This window comes from Streptococcus dentasini, from assembly GCF_053206945.1.
This window is the reverse complement of sequence record NZ_JBRUHS010000004.1, coordinates 1-16,925: the sequence shown is the minus strand read 5'-3', so window position 1 is coordinate 16,925 and position 16,925 is coordinate 1. Positions and strand designations below refer to the sequence as shown.

Annotated in this window: 17 protein-coding genes and 1 pseudogene; 7 read left to right on the top strand and 11 right to left on the bottom strand. The window is 41.9% G+C overall.

The genetic code is table 11. The features are described 5' to 3' along the window. Nucleotides 1–51: 51 nt before the first annotated feature. Nucleotides 52–810, bottom strand: a complete 759-nt coding sequence (tpiA, locus tag ACVR1G_RS04425) for a triose-phosphate isomerase (RefSeq protein WP_447451994.1) — start codon at nucleotides 808–810, stop codon at nucleotides 52–54. A gap of 111 nt (nucleotides 811–921) precedes the next feature. Further along, nucleotides 922–1,656, bottom strand: a complete 735-nt coding sequence (locus ACVR1G_RS04420) for a PHP domain-containing protein (RefSeq protein WP_447451993.1) — start codon at nucleotides 1,654–1,656, stop codon at nucleotides 922–924. A 361-nt stretch (nucleotides 1,657–2,017) separates the two neighbouring features. On the opposite strand from ACVR1G_RS04420, the gene ACVR1G_RS04415 reads away from it, so the two are divergent. Next, complete coding sequence (locus ACVR1G_RS04415) at nucleotides 2,018–2,770, top strand: glucosaminidase domain-containing protein (protein ID WP_447451992.1); 753 nt, start codon at nucleotides 2,018–2,020, stop codon at nucleotides 2,768–2,770. A 268-nt stretch (nucleotides 2,771–3,038) separates the two neighbouring features. Here ACVR1G_RS04415 and ACVR1G_RS04410 read toward each other — a convergent pair whose 3' ends face one another. From ACVR1G_RS04410 to icd, 5 genes are all read right to left on the bottom strand, one after another. Continuing rightward, entirely contained in the window at nucleotides 3,039–4,469 is a 1,431-nt protein-coding gene (locus ACVR1G_RS04410; RefSeq protein WP_447451991.1) for an NADP-dependent glyceraldehyde-3-phosphate dehydrogenase, read from the bottom strand. 434 nt (nucleotides 4,470–4,903) lie between these two features. Then, nucleotides 4,904–5,368, bottom strand: a complete 465-nt coding sequence (tnpA, locus tag ACVR1G_RS04405) for an IS200/IS605 family transposase (protein WP_447451990.1) — start codon at nucleotides 5,366–5,368, stop codon at nucleotides 4,904–4,906. 199 nt (nucleotides 5,369–5,567) lie between these two features. Next, on the bottom strand, nucleotides 5,568–7,301 hold the full coding sequence (gene ptsP, locus ACVR1G_RS04400) for a phosphoenolpyruvate--protein phosphotransferase (RefSeq protein ID WP_447451989.1): 1,734 nt from the start codon (nucleotides 7,299–7,301) through the stop codon (nucleotides 5,568–5,570). Nucleotides 7,302–7,305: 4 nt separating this feature from the next. Further along, nucleotides 7,306–7,569, bottom strand: coding sequence for a phosphocarrier protein HPr (locus tag ACVR1G_RS04395; protein WP_447451988.1), 264 nt, complete (start codon nucleotides 7,567–7,569; stop codon nucleotides 7,306–7,308). Between the two features lie 173 nt (nucleotides 7,570–7,742). Continuing rightward, nucleotides 7,743–8,927, bottom strand: coding sequence for an NADP-dependent isocitrate dehydrogenase (gene icd, locus ACVR1G_RS04390; protein ID WP_447451987.1), 1,185 nt, complete (start codon nucleotides 8,925–8,927; stop codon nucleotides 7,743–7,745). Between the two features lie 704 nt (nucleotides 8,928–9,631). Here icd and ACVR1G_RS04385 point away from each other — a divergent pair. The 5 genes from ACVR1G_RS04385 (at nucleotide 9,632) to ACVR1G_RS04365 (ending at nucleotide 14,034) form a co-directional block, all read left to right on the top strand. Next, entirely contained in the window at nucleotides 9,632–9,856 is a 225-nt protein-coding gene (locus ACVR1G_RS04385; RefSeq protein WP_447451986.1) for a redoxin NrdH, read from the top strand. 102 nt (nucleotides 9,857–9,958) lie between these two features. Beyond that, a complete protein-coding gene (gene nrdE, locus ACVR1G_RS04380) occupies nucleotides 9,959–12,118 on the top strand; it encodes a class 1b ribonucleoside-diphosphate reductase subunit alpha (protein ID WP_447451985.1) in 2,160 nt (719 codons plus the stop codon). A gap of 114 nt (nucleotides 12,119–12,232) precedes the next feature. Continuing rightward, complete coding sequence (gene nrdF, locus ACVR1G_RS04375) at nucleotides 12,233–13,192, top strand: class 1b ribonucleoside-diphosphate reductase subunit beta (RefSeq protein WP_447451984.1); 960 nt, start codon at nucleotides 12,233–12,235, stop codon at nucleotides 13,190–13,192. A gap of 456 nt (nucleotides 13,193–13,648) precedes the next feature. Further along, the gene (locus ACVR1G_RS04370; RefSeq protein WP_447451983.1) at nucleotides 13,649–13,840 is read left to right on the top strand and encodes a Blp family class II bacteriocin; all 192 of its coding nucleotides are present in this window, start codon (nucleotides 13,649–13,651) and stop codon (nucleotides 13,838–13,840) included. Between the two features lie 11 nt (nucleotides 13,841–13,851). Beyond that, nucleotides 13,852–14,034 carry a bacteriocin class II family protein gene (locus tag ACVR1G_RS04365; RefSeq protein WP_447451982.1) on the top strand — a complete coding sequence of 61 codons (183 nt, stop codon included), beginning with the start codon at nucleotides 13,852–13,854 and terminating at the stop codon, nucleotides 14,032–14,034. Between the two features lie 128 nt (nucleotides 14,035–14,162). Here the strand turns inward: ACVR1G_RS04365 and argD are convergent. After that, nucleotides 14,163–14,297, bottom strand: a pseudogene (gene argD / locus ACVR1G_RS04360) (acetylornithine transaminase); the annotation flags it as partial. Nucleotides 14,298–14,496: 199 nt separating this feature from the next. On the opposite strand from argD, the gene ACVR1G_RS04355 reads away from it, so the two are divergent. Further along, nucleotides 14,497–14,661, top strand: a complete 165-nt coding sequence (locus tag ACVR1G_RS04355) for a bacteriocin class II family protein (RefSeq protein ID WP_447451981.1) — start codon at nucleotides 14,497–14,499, stop codon at nucleotides 14,659–14,661. 108 nt (nucleotides 14,662–14,769) lie between these two features. Here the strand turns inward: ACVR1G_RS04355 and ACVR1G_RS04350 are convergent, their stop codons facing one another. The 3 genes from ACVR1G_RS04350 to ACVR1G_RS04340 form a co-directional block, all read right to left on the bottom strand. Beyond that, complete coding sequence (locus tag ACVR1G_RS04350; RefSeq protein WP_447451980.1) at nucleotides 14,770–15,909, bottom strand: acetylornithine transaminase; 1,140 nt, start codon at nucleotides 15,907–15,909, stop codon at nucleotides 14,770–14,772. A 1-nt stretch (nucleotide 15,910) separates the two neighbouring features. Next, nucleotides 15,911–16,648, bottom strand: coding sequence for an acetylglutamate kinase (gene argB / locus ACVR1G_RS04345; protein ID WP_447451979.1), 738 nt, complete (start codon nucleotides 16,646–16,648; stop codon nucleotides 15,911–15,913). Nucleotides 16,649–16,672: 24 nt separating this feature from the next. Beyond that, on the bottom strand, nucleotides 16,673–16,925 hold a 253-nt coding region (locus tag ACVR1G_RS04340; protein WP_447451978.1), incomplete at its 5' end, for a bifunctional ornithine acetyltransferase/N-acetylglutamate synthase.

Here is a 16,925-nt window from a genome sequence, read left to right as displayed (position 1 = left end):
AAAAAGCGACTCTGGGTAGAGTTGCTTTTTATAGTGTTTTATTACAGACACCTATTTTACGAAGTCAAGAAGGGCAAGGAAACTATCGGCTTGCAGTGAAGCACCACCAACAAGGGCACCGTCAACATTTTCTTTAGCCATATATTCCGCAATATTTTCAGGTTTTACAGAACCACCGTACTGGATACGAACGGCTTGTGCCACTTCTGTACCGTAGAGTTTTTCAACTGTTGAACGAACAACACCACAGATTTCATCAGCAATGTTGGCATCAGCTGATTTACCAGTACCAATAGCCCAGATTGGCTCATAAGCGATAACCAAGCTAGACACTTGTTCAGCGCTCAAACCTTTAAGATCTGCAGTAATTTGTCCTTCAATCCATTCAGCCGTTTTTCCTGCTTCGTAAGTTTCAAGAGACTCACCACAGCAAAGGATAGGAGTCATATTGTGGTCGAAAATAGCATGAGCTTTTTTGTTGATTTCTTCGTCTGTTTCATGGAAGTAATCGCGGCGTTCTGAGTGACCAATGATAACATATTCAACACCGAGAGCTGCAAGCGCTGCTGGGCTTGTTTCACCAGTGAAAGCACCAAAGTCTTCCCAGTAGCAGTTTTGGGCAGCTACTTGCAATTCAGTATCTTTAACGCCTTTTTTCATGCCTTCAAGAAAGAGGGCAGGAGAGCCCACAACAGTATCAACGAGTTGGTTTGAAGGAATATTGTTTTTCACAGCATCAATAAATTCACGAGCTTCTGCAGCAGTCTTATTCATCTTCCAGTTTCCGGCGATAATTGGTTTACGTGACATTTCACATACCTCTTCTATTAAAATTATTTACCACTTCATTCTAACATAATTCCCAAGTCATTGAAAGATTTTGCCAGAATTTTCTCGAAAATCCAAGCGGTGATTGTAGGCTCAAATGAGCTGGGTTTCATCAACACCAAACTCTTTCATAAGTGCTTGCATTTTATCGAAATTCAAACGGAAATGATCCAATTTATGGGCATCTGAGCCAAGGGAGTAGCGCTGACAGCCTAATGATTTGACTAGAGATAGAGCATAGCGGTAAAGATGTTCATGATGATAGAGATACATAGATTTGCTGTTCAACTCAAAAGCTAGGTGGCTATCTATCATTTTTTGGAAGATTCGAAGCAGCTGCTCTTGATACAGCTGAAGCTCTGCCACTGACATCTCAAACAAGCGAAAACCATAGTCAAAATGAGCCAATACATCGGCATCAATTCGACCGATAGCATATTCCAGTCTATCTAGGTATTCTTGGGTCACTTCATATTTATCTCTATCTGCTATCTCATCATCTAAATAATCATTGCGGCCATTGTGGTGAACTGAAAGCAGCTTTAAATCGTAGTTCTTATCAGACAAAAATTCTAAAATGTCTGCTTCACGCGGCTGGTAATAACCAATTTCAATGCCCCTTTTTATACGGTTGCCAAATTTTTTGTTCAAATCTGCAATTTCTTTTGTGTAAACTTTATAATCTGGAATATCATCCTGCCTAGTATAGGGATTTGAGAGATCGTAGTGCTCAGTTGTTACAATCTCCCCCTTAAATTGACTCAGGTAATCTTCAAATCGGGCATCGGAATCGTAAGAAAAATAAGTATGTAAATGATTATCGCGCATAAACTGCTCCTTAATACTGAATAAGGGTAAACTTTCGTTGCTATTGTCACTTTTTAGTGCTAGGCAGGATCTTTCCTAGGCTACTAGGCACCGTGGCAGACTCAATTTACAAGATAGCTAGAAAGACTAAGGTTTTGAAAGCCAGTACCGTTTATCTGCAGACAAAATGCCCCATCAAAAGCCAGTAGGCTAGCTCTATCTCTAATTCGGGTGAAGTTAATACCAGAAGATCAGTTATTCCTAAACTTTTAGTACAATGCTAGGTTTTCTATTATTCTACCATATTTTGGTTTTTCCAACAGAAATCCCTTTATCTATGCTATACTAATCAGTACGGAATTCTCAGCAAAGGAGGTGAACCATGGCAAAACGTAAAGGCAAAAAGTATGGCTGGCGAAAATTCTTTTCCATCAAGAAACAGAATCGCAAATCCTTCGTCTTGACAATGCTATTGACAGCAGCTATCGTCTTGTTTGGCTCCTACATCCTGCTGACCCGCTTCAGTCAAAATACCAGCCAGCCTCCCAAACCGCGTGATAGCCAGGATCTTGCTGTGCTATATTTTGTCAATCAGATTGGCGAAGATGCCAGAAATATTGCCCAAGACCACGATCTCTACGCTTCTGTTATGATTGCCCAAGCCATCTTAGAAAGCAACCATGGAACGTCTAAACTTGGTTCTGAGCCCAATTATAACCTCTTTGGTATCAAGGGAGATTATAAAGGCGACTCTGCGACTTTTCAGACCTGGGAGGATGATGGCAAGGGCAACGCTTATAAGATCGATGCACAGTTCAGAAAATATCCCTCTTATACTCAATCCTTAGAAGATTATGCTGATCTGCTCAGCCAAAATCTCTACGCTGATACTCATAAATCGAATACTCGAGACTTTCAGGAGGCTACCCAGACCTTGACTGGTCTTTATGCGACTGATACTAGCTATAATACCAAACTCAATCATATCATTACTCTTTACCACTTAACAGATTACGATCAGCCTGTCAGTTTTTATAAGCCTGGACTAACTTACAATGTTTACCGACAGAGTTATACAAGTGCTGGGACCTTACGGCAGGATAACAGCTGGGCTAAAGCTCAACTTGAAGGATAAAGCTAGTCAGGGAAGTTTCGTTACTTTCAATAGTAATTTTTCGTATATGCCTATTATCAAAAAAGCAATCGTCAGAGGATAACGGTTGCTTTTTTCAAGTGAAAGCATCAACGAAGCTAAACTTTTCTCCATATTATAGGTTATAAGCAAATGACCCTTGATTCCTGTAGTGGGGAAGATAAAGTCTCCATCAGTTATTACAGAGCCTTTTTGGGTATGGAAAAAGGAGCTAGGAAATTGAACCCTTACGCTCCTCTTCTTCTATTTTTTAATCAGCAATGTCAAACACGATTGATTTAACGTTGGTCATAGCTTCAATAGAGTATTTAACACCTTGAACACCAGCACCTGACTTTTTAGCTCCCAAGAATGGGAAATTATCTGTACCGCGCTGGGTCTTATTATTGATATGGACTGTACCAACTTCCAGCTGCTCAGCAATCTTAACAGCTAATGGGAAGTCTTTAGTAAAGACTGAACTTTGTAAACCGTACTCAGACTTGTTGGCAATTTCAAGTGCTTCATCAACAGAATTAACACGGATAATTGGCAAAACAGGTCCAAATGGCTCTTCCCAAGCCAGACGCATGTCTGTTGTTACCTTATCAAAGACGGTTGGATAAATGATATTGCCATCTCGCTTGATAGGAGTAGCCGCATGTGCTCCCTTGTCAGCAGCTTCTTGGATCAGGCCTTCAACATAATCAGCTGATTTTGTGTCAATTAATGGCGTAATATCAGCGTTGTCTTCTGGTATACCGACAGACAGTTTTTCAACTTTCTCAGTAACCAGTTGAACTAACTGATCTGCTACACTATCCATGACGAGCACACGCTTGACAGCTGTACAGCGTTGTCCGGAATAACCGAAAGCACCGTCAACAATATTTTTAGCTGTTAATTCAAGGTCAGCATCTTCCAGTACGATAGCTGCATCTTTACCGCCAAGTTCCAACATAATTGGTCGCATACCAGCTAACTTCCCGATATTTTCTCCAACTGGTGTTGAACCAGTAAAGTTGATGAAATCAACTGCTTCATGTTCAACAATATAATCACCAATAACGGAACCGCGACCAGTAATTGTATTGAAGACACCTGCAGGAATGCCAGCCTCAGCAAAGGCTTCTGCCAAAAGTAAGCCAGAGATAGAACCTTGCGTCGGTGGTTTAAAGGCTACTACGTTTCCTGAAATCAAGGCCGGTGCAATTTTGGAACCTGCTAGATTTACAGGGTAGTTAAACGGCGAAATAGCCAAAACAAGACCGACAGGTTCGCGGCGGACCATAGCAACTTTCTTCTTGTTGGCAGCATCAAAGCTACCACCTTCCAAGACTTCACCTTCTGCTCGAATACCTTCTTCAGCAGCATAGTGAACAATTTCAGCTGTGCGTGTTACTTCTCCAATAGCAGATTTCAGGCCTTTAGCAATCTCTTTTGAAAGAACTGCACCTAGCTTTTCAGCATCGCGCTCCAAGATATCAGCTGCCTTGTGCAGGTAAGCTGCACGCTCTACATAGGAAAGGGCACGCCATGCTGGCAGAGCCGCCTTGGCTACCTCGTAAACGTGATCTACTTCTGCTTGACTCATAGCTGGAACAGAGCCCAGTTCTTCACCAGTTGCCGGTTCATAGATTTTAATCTCTTGGTCAGATAAGACCCACTCACCGTTGACGTAGTTTTTGTATTGTGTCGTCATCTAGTTCTCCTTTTAGCGTTGATAGACCTATTCTATCACTTTTTAGCTATTTTTCCAATATCTGCTACCAAGAATAATCAGAATATTTTGAACTAAATTAAATGTTGATTAGACTCTTAGTGTCTAATTGAATTGACTAAAAAGAGAGTGGGGCTCCCCCAAGATAGAATCGCCAGTCAACAGTGGTTCATTGGTACTAAAGCACCTAATGAACTGAGCAGGGGGAGGACTTCTTGGCCTAGCCAACAAGTCTTACCCCCAACCACTGCGTTAATCTAGTAAATCTAGAATAATCATAACCACCCGTCAAACGGGTGGTTTGAACACGGGCTATAAGCCCACATCACCAGCCAGCGCCTAAAGACGCTGGCTTTCACGTTGTTCAAGCCTCACTGCTCTTGACTCGTCACAAACCTCTCAAAGAGGTGTTGGTATTACTTGCCATTATCCCTAAAGGGATCTTCATATTCTTTCACACTCAGTTTATCAAGTGCGATATCATGCTTTTCCTGTTCTTGAATATATTTTTTTATTGTGGCTTCATTAAGTCCGACTGTACTCACGTAATAACCCTCTGCCCAAAAATGGCGATTTCCAAACTTATATTTGAGATTGGCGTGTTTGTCAAACATCATGAGAGCACTTTTGCCTTTCAAATAGCCCATGAAACTAGATACGCTAATTCGCGGAGGAATACTGACCAACATATGAACATGGTCTGGCATGAGATGTCCTTCGATGATTTCTACACCTTTGTAGCGACATAAACGGTGGAATATCTCGCCTAGACTGCTTCGATATTGATTATAGATGATTCTTCGTCTATACTTAGGGGTGAACACAATGTGATATTTACACATCCACTTTGTGTGTGATAAACTATGTGCCTTTTGTGCCATACTTTCCTCCTTTCGCTTTACAGTGGGCTTGAACACCTCTATTGTAGCGCGTTGGGAGTTTTTTTGGTATAACCTTCGTTGCGCACCCGCATAGCGGGTGGTTTATTTGTCTCGCACCTTACGGAGCGAGACGGACTAAAAGTCACATAATAAAAGAGTCTGGACTTCTGTCACAGACTCATCTAACTTCAACAGTCTATTAGTCAAAGTTGATATATTCTTTTTCAAGTTCAAGAACTTCTTCCATAGTAGCACATTCTGTCAAAGCACGGTTAGCGTACTCTGCCATCTTAGCGGTATCCAATTTCTTCATCAGGCTACGTGTACGAAGAACTGATGTTGCGGACATGGAGAATTCATCAAGCCCCATACCGACCAGCAATGGAACTGCTGTCTGGTCGCCGGCCATTTCGCCACACATACCAGCCCATTTACCTTCTGCGTGAGCCGCCTTGATAACATTATTGATCAAGCGAAGGATTGATGGGTTATAGGGTTGGTAGAGGTATGATACTTGTTCGTTCATACGGTCTGCAGCCATAGTGTATTGGATAAGGTCGTTGGTACCAATTGAGAAGAAGTCCACTTCTTTAGCAAATTGGTCAGCCAACATTGCTGCTGCAGGGATTTCAATCATGATACCTACCTGAATATTGTCGGCTACGGCAATACCTTCAGCCTTGAGGTTAGCTTTTTCCTCTTCAAAAACGGCCTTAGCAGCACGAAATTCTTTAAGAAGGGCAACCATTGGGAACATAATCCGCAATTGACCATGAACTGAGGCACGAAGAAGGGCACGAATTTGTGTACGGAACATAGCATCGCCAGTCTCAGAAATCGAGATACGCAAAGCACGGAAACCAAGGAAAGGGTTCATTTCTTTTGGAAGATCGAAGTAAGGCAGTTCCTTATCGCCACCGATATCCATAGTACGAACCACAACTGGCTTACCATTCATACCTTCCAGTACAGCCTTGTAGGCTTCATATTGTTCATCTTCAGTTGGGAAGTCTTGAGAATCCATATACAAGAATTCTGTACGGTAGAGACCAACAGCTTCAGCACCATTATCGTTGACACCTTCAACATCTTTAGGTGTACCGATATTGGCTGCTAATTCAAAATGCTTGCCATCAGCAGTCACTGTCTCAGCATCTTTCAGGAGAGCCCATTCAGCCTTTTGCTTGGCGTAAGCTTCACCAGCCGCCTTAAACTCAGCCACTTGTTCGTCAGTAGGATTAATGATTACCTGACCAGTGATACCATTAACTGCTATGAGGTCACCATTTTTAACGGTGTCCGTCACATTATTGGTACCAAGTACAGCTGCAATTTCCAGCGTACGTGCCATAATGGCAGAGTGGCTGGTACGTCCACCAATATTAGTCACAAAGGCTTTAACAAACTTCTTATCCAGTTGTGCTGTGTCTGACGGAGTCAAATCGTGAGCAATGACGATTGATTCCTCGTTAATCGACGCTGGATCGGGCAATTTTTTACCAAGGAGATTTGCTAGTACACGCTTGGTTACGTCGCGAATATCCGCTGCACGCTCCTGCATGTAAGGGTTATCCTCCATACCTTCAAAGATAGTGATGAACATATCTGTCACTTCTGTCAAGGCAGCTTCGGCATTCACCTCTTTAGCGCGAATCGTCTCTTTAATTTGCCCAACCATTTCTGGATCAGCAAGAACCATCAAGTGCGCATCAAATACGGCTGCGGCTTCCTCTCCTAGGCTATCTACTGCTTTCTCACGGATAAGAGAAAGCTCGTCTTGCGCCGCTGCTAGAGCTGCGTCTAGACGAGCCTCCTCTGCATTTGTATCTGTAACGGATACAGTCTCAAATGATAAGTCCGGTTGAACTAGTAGATATGCCTTAGCAACAGCAACACCATCTGATGCTGCAATTCCTTTAAGCATTTCTGTCATAGTTTTAAGCCAATCCTTCTTTTGTCATTGTTTCATCGATAGCTACGATAGCATCATCTGCATCTGAACCTTCTGCTGTGATTGTTACATCAGCACCTTGACCAACACCAAGGCTCATAACACCCATAATTGATTTAAGGTTTACTGATTTACCTTTGTAGTCCAAAGTGATATCTGAGGCAAATTTACTAGCTGTTTGCACAAGCAAAGTGGCTGGACGTGCGTGGATACCTGTTTCTGCAACAATGTGGAAATCTTTAGAAGCCATAAGGATTCTCCTTTTTTCTAATGTAAATATTTTTTGGATTATCGCATGATAACCCTTACAAAATAGGATTATATCATACCGTTTGCTTATTTTCAAGGTATAAAGTTATTTACGAAAATTTTTTGAAACCCTTTTCTTAGATATATTTTCTAATTTTCAACCAGAAAATATTGCTATTCTTTCTGCAGTTCTTCTAATAAGGCAGCAATAAATTGGGGCGTCATTAGACTAGGCCGATTGCCTGCCAGATCTCTCGTAAAACAGCCTTTTGAAAATACTGCCTCAATTGCATTTTCAATTAAAGCAGCGGCTTCACTCCAGCCGATATAAGCCAACATCATTGCTCCCGACAGCAAAATTGAACAGGGATTGGCGAGACCACGCCCCGCAATATCAGGAGCGGTTCCGTGTGTTGCTTCAAAAACAGCGTGTCCTGTCTGGTAATTGATATTAGCACCCGGCGATATGCCTATACCACCGACTTGGGCAGCTAAAGCATCACTAGCGTAGTCTCCATTGAGATTAGTCAAGGCAACGACTTCAAAACGCTCAGGATTAAGGAGAATCTGCTGAAAAAAATTATCAGCAATAATATCGTCAATAACTAATTGTCCACTGGCTAATTCAGCTGAAAATTCACGCTGGGCTAGTCCATAGCCCCATTTTCTGAAGCCACCCTCTGTATATTTTTGGATATTGCCTTTATGCACTAGGGTGACTCGCTGTAAGTTATTAGCCAAGGCATATGTAATAGCCGAACGAATTAAACGCTCACTCCCCTGAATAGAAATTGGTTTAACACCGATGCTGGTTGTTTCAGGAAAACGAATTTGATCAACCGCCATCTTAAATTGAAGGAAATCCAAAACCTTTTTGACCTGGCTGCTGCCAGCTTCCCATTCAATCCCAGCATAAAGATCTTCTGTATTTTCGCGAAAGATAGTCATAGCGACTTTTTCAGGATGTTTCAGTGGACTTTCAATTCCTTTGAAATGACGAATGGGCCGAACGCAGGCGTAAAGATCCAATTTCTGACGAAGGGCAACATTCAAAGACCGTATTCCTTGGCCAATCGGTGTCTCTAAAGGACCTTTGATGGCGATCAAATGTTCCTTAATCATCTGTAAAGTTTCCATTGGCAACCAATGTCCTGTTTTTTCAAAAGCTTTTTTACCAGCTAGAGCTTGCTGCCAATCGAGCTTTCTTCGTCCCTTATAAGCCTGAGCAATCGCTGTATCAAAAATAGTCTGAGCGCCGTGCCAGATATCCCGACCTATGCCATCACCCTCAATATAAACGATGGTAGGATTGTCTGTAACCTGCAGTTTGTTATTTTTCAACGTAATTTTATCTGCCATATTATCACCTCTTGATCTGAGCTTATTCTAACGAATTCGTTTTAGATAGTCTAGATACATTGAAGGTAGTTTTTCAGGGTTACTGCTCTTGGACAAGAGCATAACACAACTATTACCTGTCCTTAGAATAGGATAAACTGTTGAAGAAGAAAAATCCACAGTACAAATCATGGCTCTTGATTTGTACATGGGTTCCTAATTTGTATTAAATCTATGGTATATGTTACTAGATTAGATTTAGTGCACAAAATATTTAGTTTACACACCAAGTATCGAAAAAAATTTATTATTTCAGCATGCCTCCAAAGAACTATAAAAGATTTATTGGCACAGCATCAAAACACCATGAAAGTAAGTCGGCTGAATCTCCTGCATTTTAATACTTCAAGTAAATTGGATATCGAACCGCCAAGAAGATTTTATCCATTGACAGTAGATGCGTCTGTCCCATTCATTTTTCAATCCAAAATACCGTCGGTTATCTAATATATAGTAGATAGTAGTTCCGATTTTCTTGGTAGTTTTCTAATGAATCCTTGCTATCACTGGATTTCTCGGCATATTTTAAGAAGAAAAGTTTACCACAAGATGTTGGGGGTGGTTTTTTGACTGGCACAAAATATTGTGGTTTTTGAGCAAAATTGCTTGCTTTTTCTTTCTAATTTGGGTATCCTTATTAGGTACTAATTTATAGGAGAGATACGATGTCACAGATTACTTTGTTTTCTAAAAACAACTGCATGCAATGCAAGATGACCAAGAAGTTCTTGGAGCAAAATGGTGCTGATTTTGAAGAGATTAACATCGATGAGCAGCCAGAGAAAATTGATTATGTTAAGAGTTTAGGTTTTACGGCCGCTCCAGTTATCGAGGCTGGTGATGTAACTTTCTCAGGTTTTCAACCTACTAAGCTAAAAGAAATTATTTAGTTTCACGTATAAGGACAAGGCTGACCAAGCAGTTCAAAACTGCTTGGCAGTTTAAATTTAACAACTCTACATTATAATTATTATAGATAAAAGGAAATACCTATGAGTCTTAAAGATTTAGGCGAAGTTTCCTACTTCCGCCTCAACAATGAAATTAACCGTCCTGTCAATGGTCAAATTCCTCTTAATAAGGATAAAGAAGCCCTGCAGGCTTTCTTCAGGGAGAATGTTGTGCCTAATTCTATGGCCTTTGATTCTATTACGGACAAAATAAATTACTTAATTGCTAATGATTACATCGAAGCTGATTTTATCAGGAAGTACTCAGCTGATTTTATCGAAGGGCTAGCACAGGAGCTGCAAGCAGCAGACTTTCATTTTCAATCTTTCATGGCCGCTTATAAGTTCTACCAGCAGTATGCTTTAAAGACTAATGATGGCCAGTATTATCTCGAAAGCATTGAGGACCGCGTTCTCTTTAACGCTCTCTACTTTGCAAATGGAGATGAACAGTTGGCCAGCGATTTGGCAAGGGAGATGATTCATCAGCGCTATCAACCAGCAACACCATCCTTTCTAAATGCTGGACGCAGCCGCCGGGGGGAATTAGTCTCATGTTTCTTAATTCAGGTAACCGACGATATGAATGCTATCGGTCGTTCCATCAATTCAGCTCTTCAGCTATCACGTATCGGAGGCGGTGTTGGGATTTCGCTCAGCAACTTGCGCGAAGCTGGAGCCCCAATCAAAGGCTACGCAGGGGCAGCTTCTGGTGTTGTGCCCGTGATGAAGCTCTTTGAAGACAGTTTCTCTTATTCTAACCAGCTGGGACAACGTCAGGGAGCCGGGGCAGTTTATCTGGATGTCTTCCACCCTGATATCCTTTCTTTCTTATCAACTAAAAAGGAAAATGCGGATGAAAAGGTTCGGGTTAAGACCCTGTCATTGGGGATTACTGTTCCTGATAAATTCTATGAATTGGCCCGCAAAAATGAGGAGATGTACCTCTTTAGTCCATACTCTATAGAAAAAGAGTACGGTGTCCCGTTCAACTATATTAATATTACCGAAAAATATGATGAGTTAGTGGCTAATCCTAAGATTGCCAAAACAAAAATCTCTGCTCGTGAGTTAGAAACCGAAATTTCTAAGTTGCAGCAAGAATCAGGCTATCCCTATATCATCAATGTCGATGCTGCCAATCGATCAAATCCTATAGATGGTCGCATCATTATGTCTAACTTGTGTTCAGAGGTTCTGCAAGTTCAAAAGCCTAGCTTGATTAATGATGCACAAGAATTTGTACAGATGGGAACCGATATTTCATGTAACCTTGGTTCTACCAATGTAGTGAACATGATGGCATCTCCGGATTTTGGCCGTTCTATTAAGGCTATGACCCGCGCACTTACTTTTGTGACAGATTCCTCAAATATTGAAGCTGTCCCAACGATTAAGGCCGGTAATGAGCAAGCTCATACCTTTGGTTTGGGGGCAATGGGGCTCCACTCCTTCCTCGCTCGTAACCACATTGAGTACGGCAGTCCTGAATCGATTGAGTTTACTGACATCTATTTCATGCTGATGAACTACTGGACCTTGGTTGAATCCAACAATATTGCCCGTGAACGCAGTGAGTCTTTCGTCGGTTTTGAAAAATCTAAATACGCTGATGGCACTTACTTTGACAAATATGTGACCGGTGAGTTTGTGCCTAAATCTGAGCGTGTTAAGAAACTCTTTGAAGGACACTTTATCCCGCAAGCTGAGGACTGGGAAGCTCTCCGTCAAGCCGTAATGAAAGATGGACTCTATCATCAGAATCGTCTGGCTGTTGCACCAAATGGTTCTATCTCTTACATTAACGATGTCTCTGCTTCCATTCACCCTATCACCCAACGGATTGAAGAGCGGCAAGAAAAGAAAATTGGTAAGATCTACTATCCAGCCAGCGGTTTGTCGACAGATACCATTCCTTACTACACATCTGCTTATGATATGGATATGCGCAAAGTCATTGATATCTATGCAGCTGCTACCGAGCATGTTGACCAAGGTTTGTCACTAACACTCTTTATGCGCAGTGAAATTCCTGAAGGGCTGTACGAATGGAAAAAAGAAAGCAAGCAGACCACTCGCGACCTATCCATCCTTCGTAACTATGCCTTCAATAAAGGTGTTAAGTCAATCTACTATGTCCGCACCTTCACAGATGATGGAGATGAAGTCGGCGCTAATCAGTGCGAAAGCTGTGTGATCTAACTGAACAGGCAAACTTGGTGCTAAAGCTCCTATTCTGATACGGCAAGCACTAGGGCGACTTGCCTCGTACTCTTGAATAATATTATCCCCTCTTATCTTAATTTGGAGAAACTCATGACAACCTATTATAAAGCCATTAACTGGAACGAAATTGAAGATTTAATTGATAAGTCAACTTGGGAGAAACTAACCGAGCAATTCTGGCTGGATACGCGTATCCCTTTGTCAAATGATTTGGATGACTGGCGCAAGCTACCTGATGAGGAAAAGGATTTAGTCGGCAAGGTTTTCGGTGGCCTAACCCTTTTAGACACTATGCAGTCTGAAACTGGGGTTGAGGCTATTCGTAAGGATGTCCGAACTCCCCACGAGGAGGCCGTCCTTAATAACATCCAATTCATGGAATCTGTTCATGCCAAATCCTACTCATCCATCTTTTCAACCCTGAATACCAAGTCGGAAATTGAAGAGATTTTCGAGTGGACCAACAACAATGAATACCTTCAAAAGAAGGCAAAAATTATTAATGAGATCTACCTCAATGGGAATGCTCTTCAAAAGAAGGTTGCTTCAACTTTCCTAGAGACCTTTCTCTTCTACTCTGGTTTCTTTACCCCCCTCTACTACCTCGGCAACAATAAGCTGTCCAACGTAGCAGAAATCATCAAGCTGATTATCCGTGATGAATCTGTCCATGGAACCTACATTGGCTATAAATTCCAGCTGGGTTTCAATGAATTATCCGAAGAAGAGCAAACTAATTTCCGCGACTGGATGTATGATCTGCTCTATCAGCTCTATGAAAACGAGGAGCTTTATACTAAAACCCTTTACGATGGTGTCGGCTGGACCGAAGAAGTCATGACCTTCCTTCGTTACAATGCCAATAAAGCTCTGATGAATCTGGGGCAGGATCCACTCTTCCCAGATACGGCTGACGATGTTAATCCAATTGTCATGAATGGTATTTCAACTGGTACTAGTAACCATGACTTTTTCTCACAGGTCGGAAACGGCTATCTTCTTGGTACTGTAGAAGCTATGCAAGACGACGATTACAATTATGGTTTATAAGTTCTGCTGTGAGAACTTTTGAAACTTATGATCACTTCCTTCGGTAGTGTTGAGGGGTGGAAAATGGAAAAATTAGTATTACCTATCTTTAATTAGCTTGGGATAAACCAAAACTGTCTGGATCAATGGTACAGGCAGTTTTTTGATTCCAAATATATGAAAATGCCATAATGATTTCATGTTAGATTAGTCTTGGCTGGCAGAGCTACTTTACTATCCAGCTCAGGGATGGGCGGCTCGAGTATGAGCTAATTTAAGTGCTGCTATCAATTTTTCTCATTTAGTTTCATTTGAAAGAATTTTTGTGTTAAAGTTGATAGAAGATTTCTTCCTTGACGAAACCATTGTTTTTCCCTAACATCAAGCTTTTTGGGGTTTACAAGCTGGCTAAAAAATTTTATGCTAACCTTGTCAGACAAAAAGTCTGAAGAAATAAAAAGAAAAGGAGTTGATCTTATGACAACTAAAGCTTTTGAACAATTTGACGTAATGGATACTCAGGCTCTGGCTGCTGTTGAAGGCGGGAGCTATTGGGACGATCTTTCTGATTTAGCTGCTATTATGGGTGATATTGGTTATATTGCTGCAAATGTTGCTGCAAGAAGAGAGGCAAGAGAAGTTGGTGTTATTATCTCCGGAATAGTATAGGAGTTGATCTTATGACAACACAAGCTTTTGAACAATTTGATGTGATGGATACTCAGGCATTGGCAGCTGTTGAAGGCGGGGACGATTACGATGCTGTAGGTGCTGGTGCTGGCGCTTTGATTGGTGCTAGTATTGGCTATCTCTTGCAAACTTACACTTATACTGATACTGCCCCCGTTGTTAATTTCTGGTAGTAAAGTCCTATCGCGCTAGCACTAAAGGACTGTCGGCTGATTTAAGCTAAACTTTTACATTTATATTGAAAAAGCGTTTGGAACAGGGGTTCCAAGCGTTTTTCGCTTTTATACTAGGCAGCAGCAAATTAAAACTTTGCCGTCCTCTGGTAAATTTCCCTAGTCTTGTTCAAGGTCAAAGGTGGCAAAAACCTGATGACATTGGTTCCCGCTGTCAGGACGATCAATCCTCTGTCTCGGGCTGCCTTAACCAGCTGTTTTAGTCCCTATTATAACCATAGATCTCTGTTAATTTAATTTATGAGATTTTTTAACTTTAAATATCCCCAAGTTTTCTTCTTTGACACAAGGATTATTTTTCCCTAACATTGGACTATCAGGGATTCACAGACTGCTAAAAAAATTCTAAACTAACCTTGTTAAATAAAAGGTCTAGCAAAAAGAAGAAAGGAAATTGCTCGCATGACACCACAAGTTTTTGAACAATTTGATGTGATGGATACTCAGGCTCTGGCAGCTGTTGAAGGCGGGGACGGAAATGGTTTTGGCTCTTTGCATGAGGCTATAGATTATTACTATATAGCCCCACCTCCGATCAATCCTTGGGTACTTGATATGTTTATGTAACTGCTTTCCCTAGCTTTATATTAAAAAAGCGTTTGGAACCTCTTGTTCCAAGCGCTTTTATACTAGGCAGCAGCAAATTAAAAACTTGCTGGCCTCTGGTAAGTTTCGCTAACCTTGCTCGGTAAAAATATCTGCCAGAATGGTAACCCCTTGGTCTATCTCAGCCTTGCTCAGGGTCAGCGGCGGCAAAAGCCTGATGACATTGGTGCCTGCTGTCAGGACGATAAGCCCTCTGTCTCGAGCTGCCTTAACCAGCTGGCCTAGATCTGCCGTCGTTTCGATACCGATCATGTAACCAAGTCCACGAATTTGAGTGACTTTAGGATTATCAGCTAAGGCTTTTTTCAATTGGTCTTGGAGATAATTACCATTTTCCCAAGCTTGATCCAAAAAGCCTGATGAGGTCATCATATCAAGAACAGCTGAACTCGCTGCCATAGCCAATTTATTACCGCCAAAGGTTGATCCGTGACTGCCGTAGGAAAAGGCAGGGGCGAGAGCACTTTTGCCTAGCATGGCACCTGCTGGTAGGCCATTAGCCAGCCCCTTAGCTAGAGTCACAATATCGGGAACAATACCATAATGTTCAAAGGCATAGAGTTTACCAGTCCGTCCCATGCCTGTCTGTACCTCATCCACAATCAAAAAGATACCGGCTTTGTGGCAGAGGGCCGCCAGATCTGTGATAAAATCTTCATCAGCTGGAAGAACGCCTGATTCCCCCTGAACCAATTCCAGCATAACAGCAGCAGTTTGATCGCTGACTAGTTTTTTAACAGAAGCAAGATTATTGAACTCAGCATAATGGAAATGGGGAACCGCATCACCGAATCCTTCTTTGATCTTATCCTGACCAGTAGCTGACATGGAGCCAAAGGTACGGCCATGGAAGGAATTTTTAAAGGCGATGATTTCCTGTTTGCCACTGGCTTTGCGCGCTATTTTAATAGCAGCCTCGTTGGCCTCTGCCCCGCTATTACAAAAAAATGCAAGGTAATCGTAGTCTCCGATGAGCTTTTGGGCAACAGCTTCTTGCAGACTGTTTTGGTAAAGATTGGGAGTATGCCAAATAGCGTTAACTTGCTTCTCTAGTGCTGCCTGAACCTGAGGATGAAATCCCAGATTGGTCACACCAATGCCCGTTGAAAAATCAAGATAGCGTTTGCCTTGGGAATCAATCAGATTATTCCCTTGAGCTTGCACAAATTCAATATCGGCTCGTTTATAGTTTGAAAATAGAGCTGTCATTCTAACTCTCCTTAATGATAGTACCTTTTGTAAGATTATCGCCAATCATGACTTGGGCGACACCTGCAGCTACTGTTTTAGCAGCACTCTGAACCTTGGGGATCATACCGCCAGTGATAACGTTATGAGCAACTTTCTCTTGAATATCATTAGTTAGTAGAGTATCAAGCAGTTGTCCTTCTTCTTTTATCCCTGGGACATCGGTCAGCAAAATTAGCTTTTCAGCTTGTAGTGCAATGGCGATACTGGTCGCTAAATAATCTGCATTGATATTCAAAGAACTGCCATCCAGTTGGTAGCCAAGTGAGGGAACTAGCGGAATAGCACCCGTCGCTAGAACCCCCTCTAAAATATGAACATGCACCTTGGTCACTTGGCCAACATAGCCATACTTACTCTTATCCAGAAAATCTGCTTCTACTAATTGGGGCAAGTGGTCAACTATCTGTTTGACCATAAGTCCGGACTGAGTGAGGCTGTCTGCTAGGTGTTTTCCGACATAATCTATTAATCCGGCTTCTACTAAAGGCATAGCTCGAGCTGGTGTTACCCTCAGGCCATCGACTGTTTCAATCGGTATCTGCGCCTGCTCCATTAACTGGGAAATCATATAACCGCCGCCGTGGACAATAACTAGAGATTTGTCAGCTCTGATCCACTCTTGTACCTGTTTAATAAAAGCTTCATCTAAACGTTGGCTAGCCTGGCCGCCAATTTTTACCACAATCGTATTTGACATGTGTTCATCCTTTTTCTGCTTTGTCTACGTTCTATAGAGGGCATTAATTTTGACATAGTCATAAGACAGGTCACATCCCCAGGCTCGGCCGCTGGCTGATCCTGCATGCATATCAACAGTAATATGGATAGTATCCTGCTGCATAACTTCGTCCATCTCTTCGCTGTCAAAAGAAAGGGGGGAAGAAGCCAGCATTACTGGAATTGTATCTAAGTAGATATCTACCTGATTAACTGGTACATCAACTCCTGCATAGCCGATAGCGGCTAAAATACGG

Coding starts and splice junctions, on each gene's coding strand:
- argB (WP_447451979.1), bottom strand. CDS start 16,648: ATGTCAAATACGATTGTGGTAAAAATTGGCGGCCAGGCTAGCCAACGT.
- ACVR1G_RS04415 (WP_447451992.1), top strand. CDS start 2,018: ATGGCAAAACGTAAAGGCAAAAAGTATGGCTGGCGAAAATTCTTTTCC.
- ptsP (WP_447451989.1), bottom strand. CDS start 7,301: ATGACAGAAATGCTTAAAGGAATTGCAGCATCAGATGGTGTTGCTGTT.
- ACVR1G_RS04395 (WP_447451988.1), bottom strand. CDS start 7,569: ATGGCTTCTAAAGATTTCCACATTGTTGCAGAAACAGGTATCCACGCA.
- ACVR1G_RS04355 (WP_447451981.1), top strand. CDS start 14,497: ATGACACCACAAGTTTTTGAACAATTTGATGTGATGGATACTCAGGCT.
- tnpA (WP_447451990.1), bottom strand. CDS start 5,368: ATGGCACAAAAGGCACATAGTTTATCACACACAAAGTGGATGTGTAAA.
- ACVR1G_RS04420 (WP_447451993.1), bottom strand. CDS start 1,656: ATGCGCGATAATCATTTACATACTTATTTTTCTTACGATTCCGATGCC.
- ACVR1G_RS04350 (WP_447451980.1), bottom strand. CDS start 15,909: ATGACAGCTCTATTTTCAAACTATAAACGAGCCGATATTGAATTTGTG.
- ACVR1G_RS04365 (WP_447451982.1), top strand. CDS start 13,852: ATGACAACACAAGCTTTTGAACAATTTGATGTGATGGATACTCAGGCA.
- nrdE (WP_447451985.1), top strand. CDS start 9,959: ATGAGTCTTAAAGATTTAGGCGAAGTTTCCTACTTCCGCCTCAACAAT.
- ACVR1G_RS04370 (WP_447451983.1), top strand. CDS start 13,649: ATGACAACTAAAGCTTTTGAACAATTTGACGTAATGGATACTCAGGCT.
- ACVR1G_RS04385 (WP_447451986.1), top strand. CDS start 9,632: ATGTCACAGATTACTTTGTTTTCTAAAAACAACTGCATGCAATGCAAG.
- icd (WP_447451987.1), bottom strand. CDS start 8,927: ATGGCAGATAAAATTACGTTGAAAAATAACAAACTGCAGGTTACAGAC.
- ACVR1G_RS04410 (WP_447451991.1), bottom strand. CDS start 4,469: ATGACGACACAATACAAAAACTACGTCAACGGTGAGTGGGTCTTATCT.
- nrdF (WP_447451984.1), top strand. CDS start 12,233: ATGACAACCTATTATAAAGCCATTAACTGGAACGAAATTGAAGATTTA.
- tpiA (WP_447451994.1), bottom strand. CDS start 810: ATGTCACGTAAACCAATTATCGCCGGAAACTGGAAGATGAATAAGACT.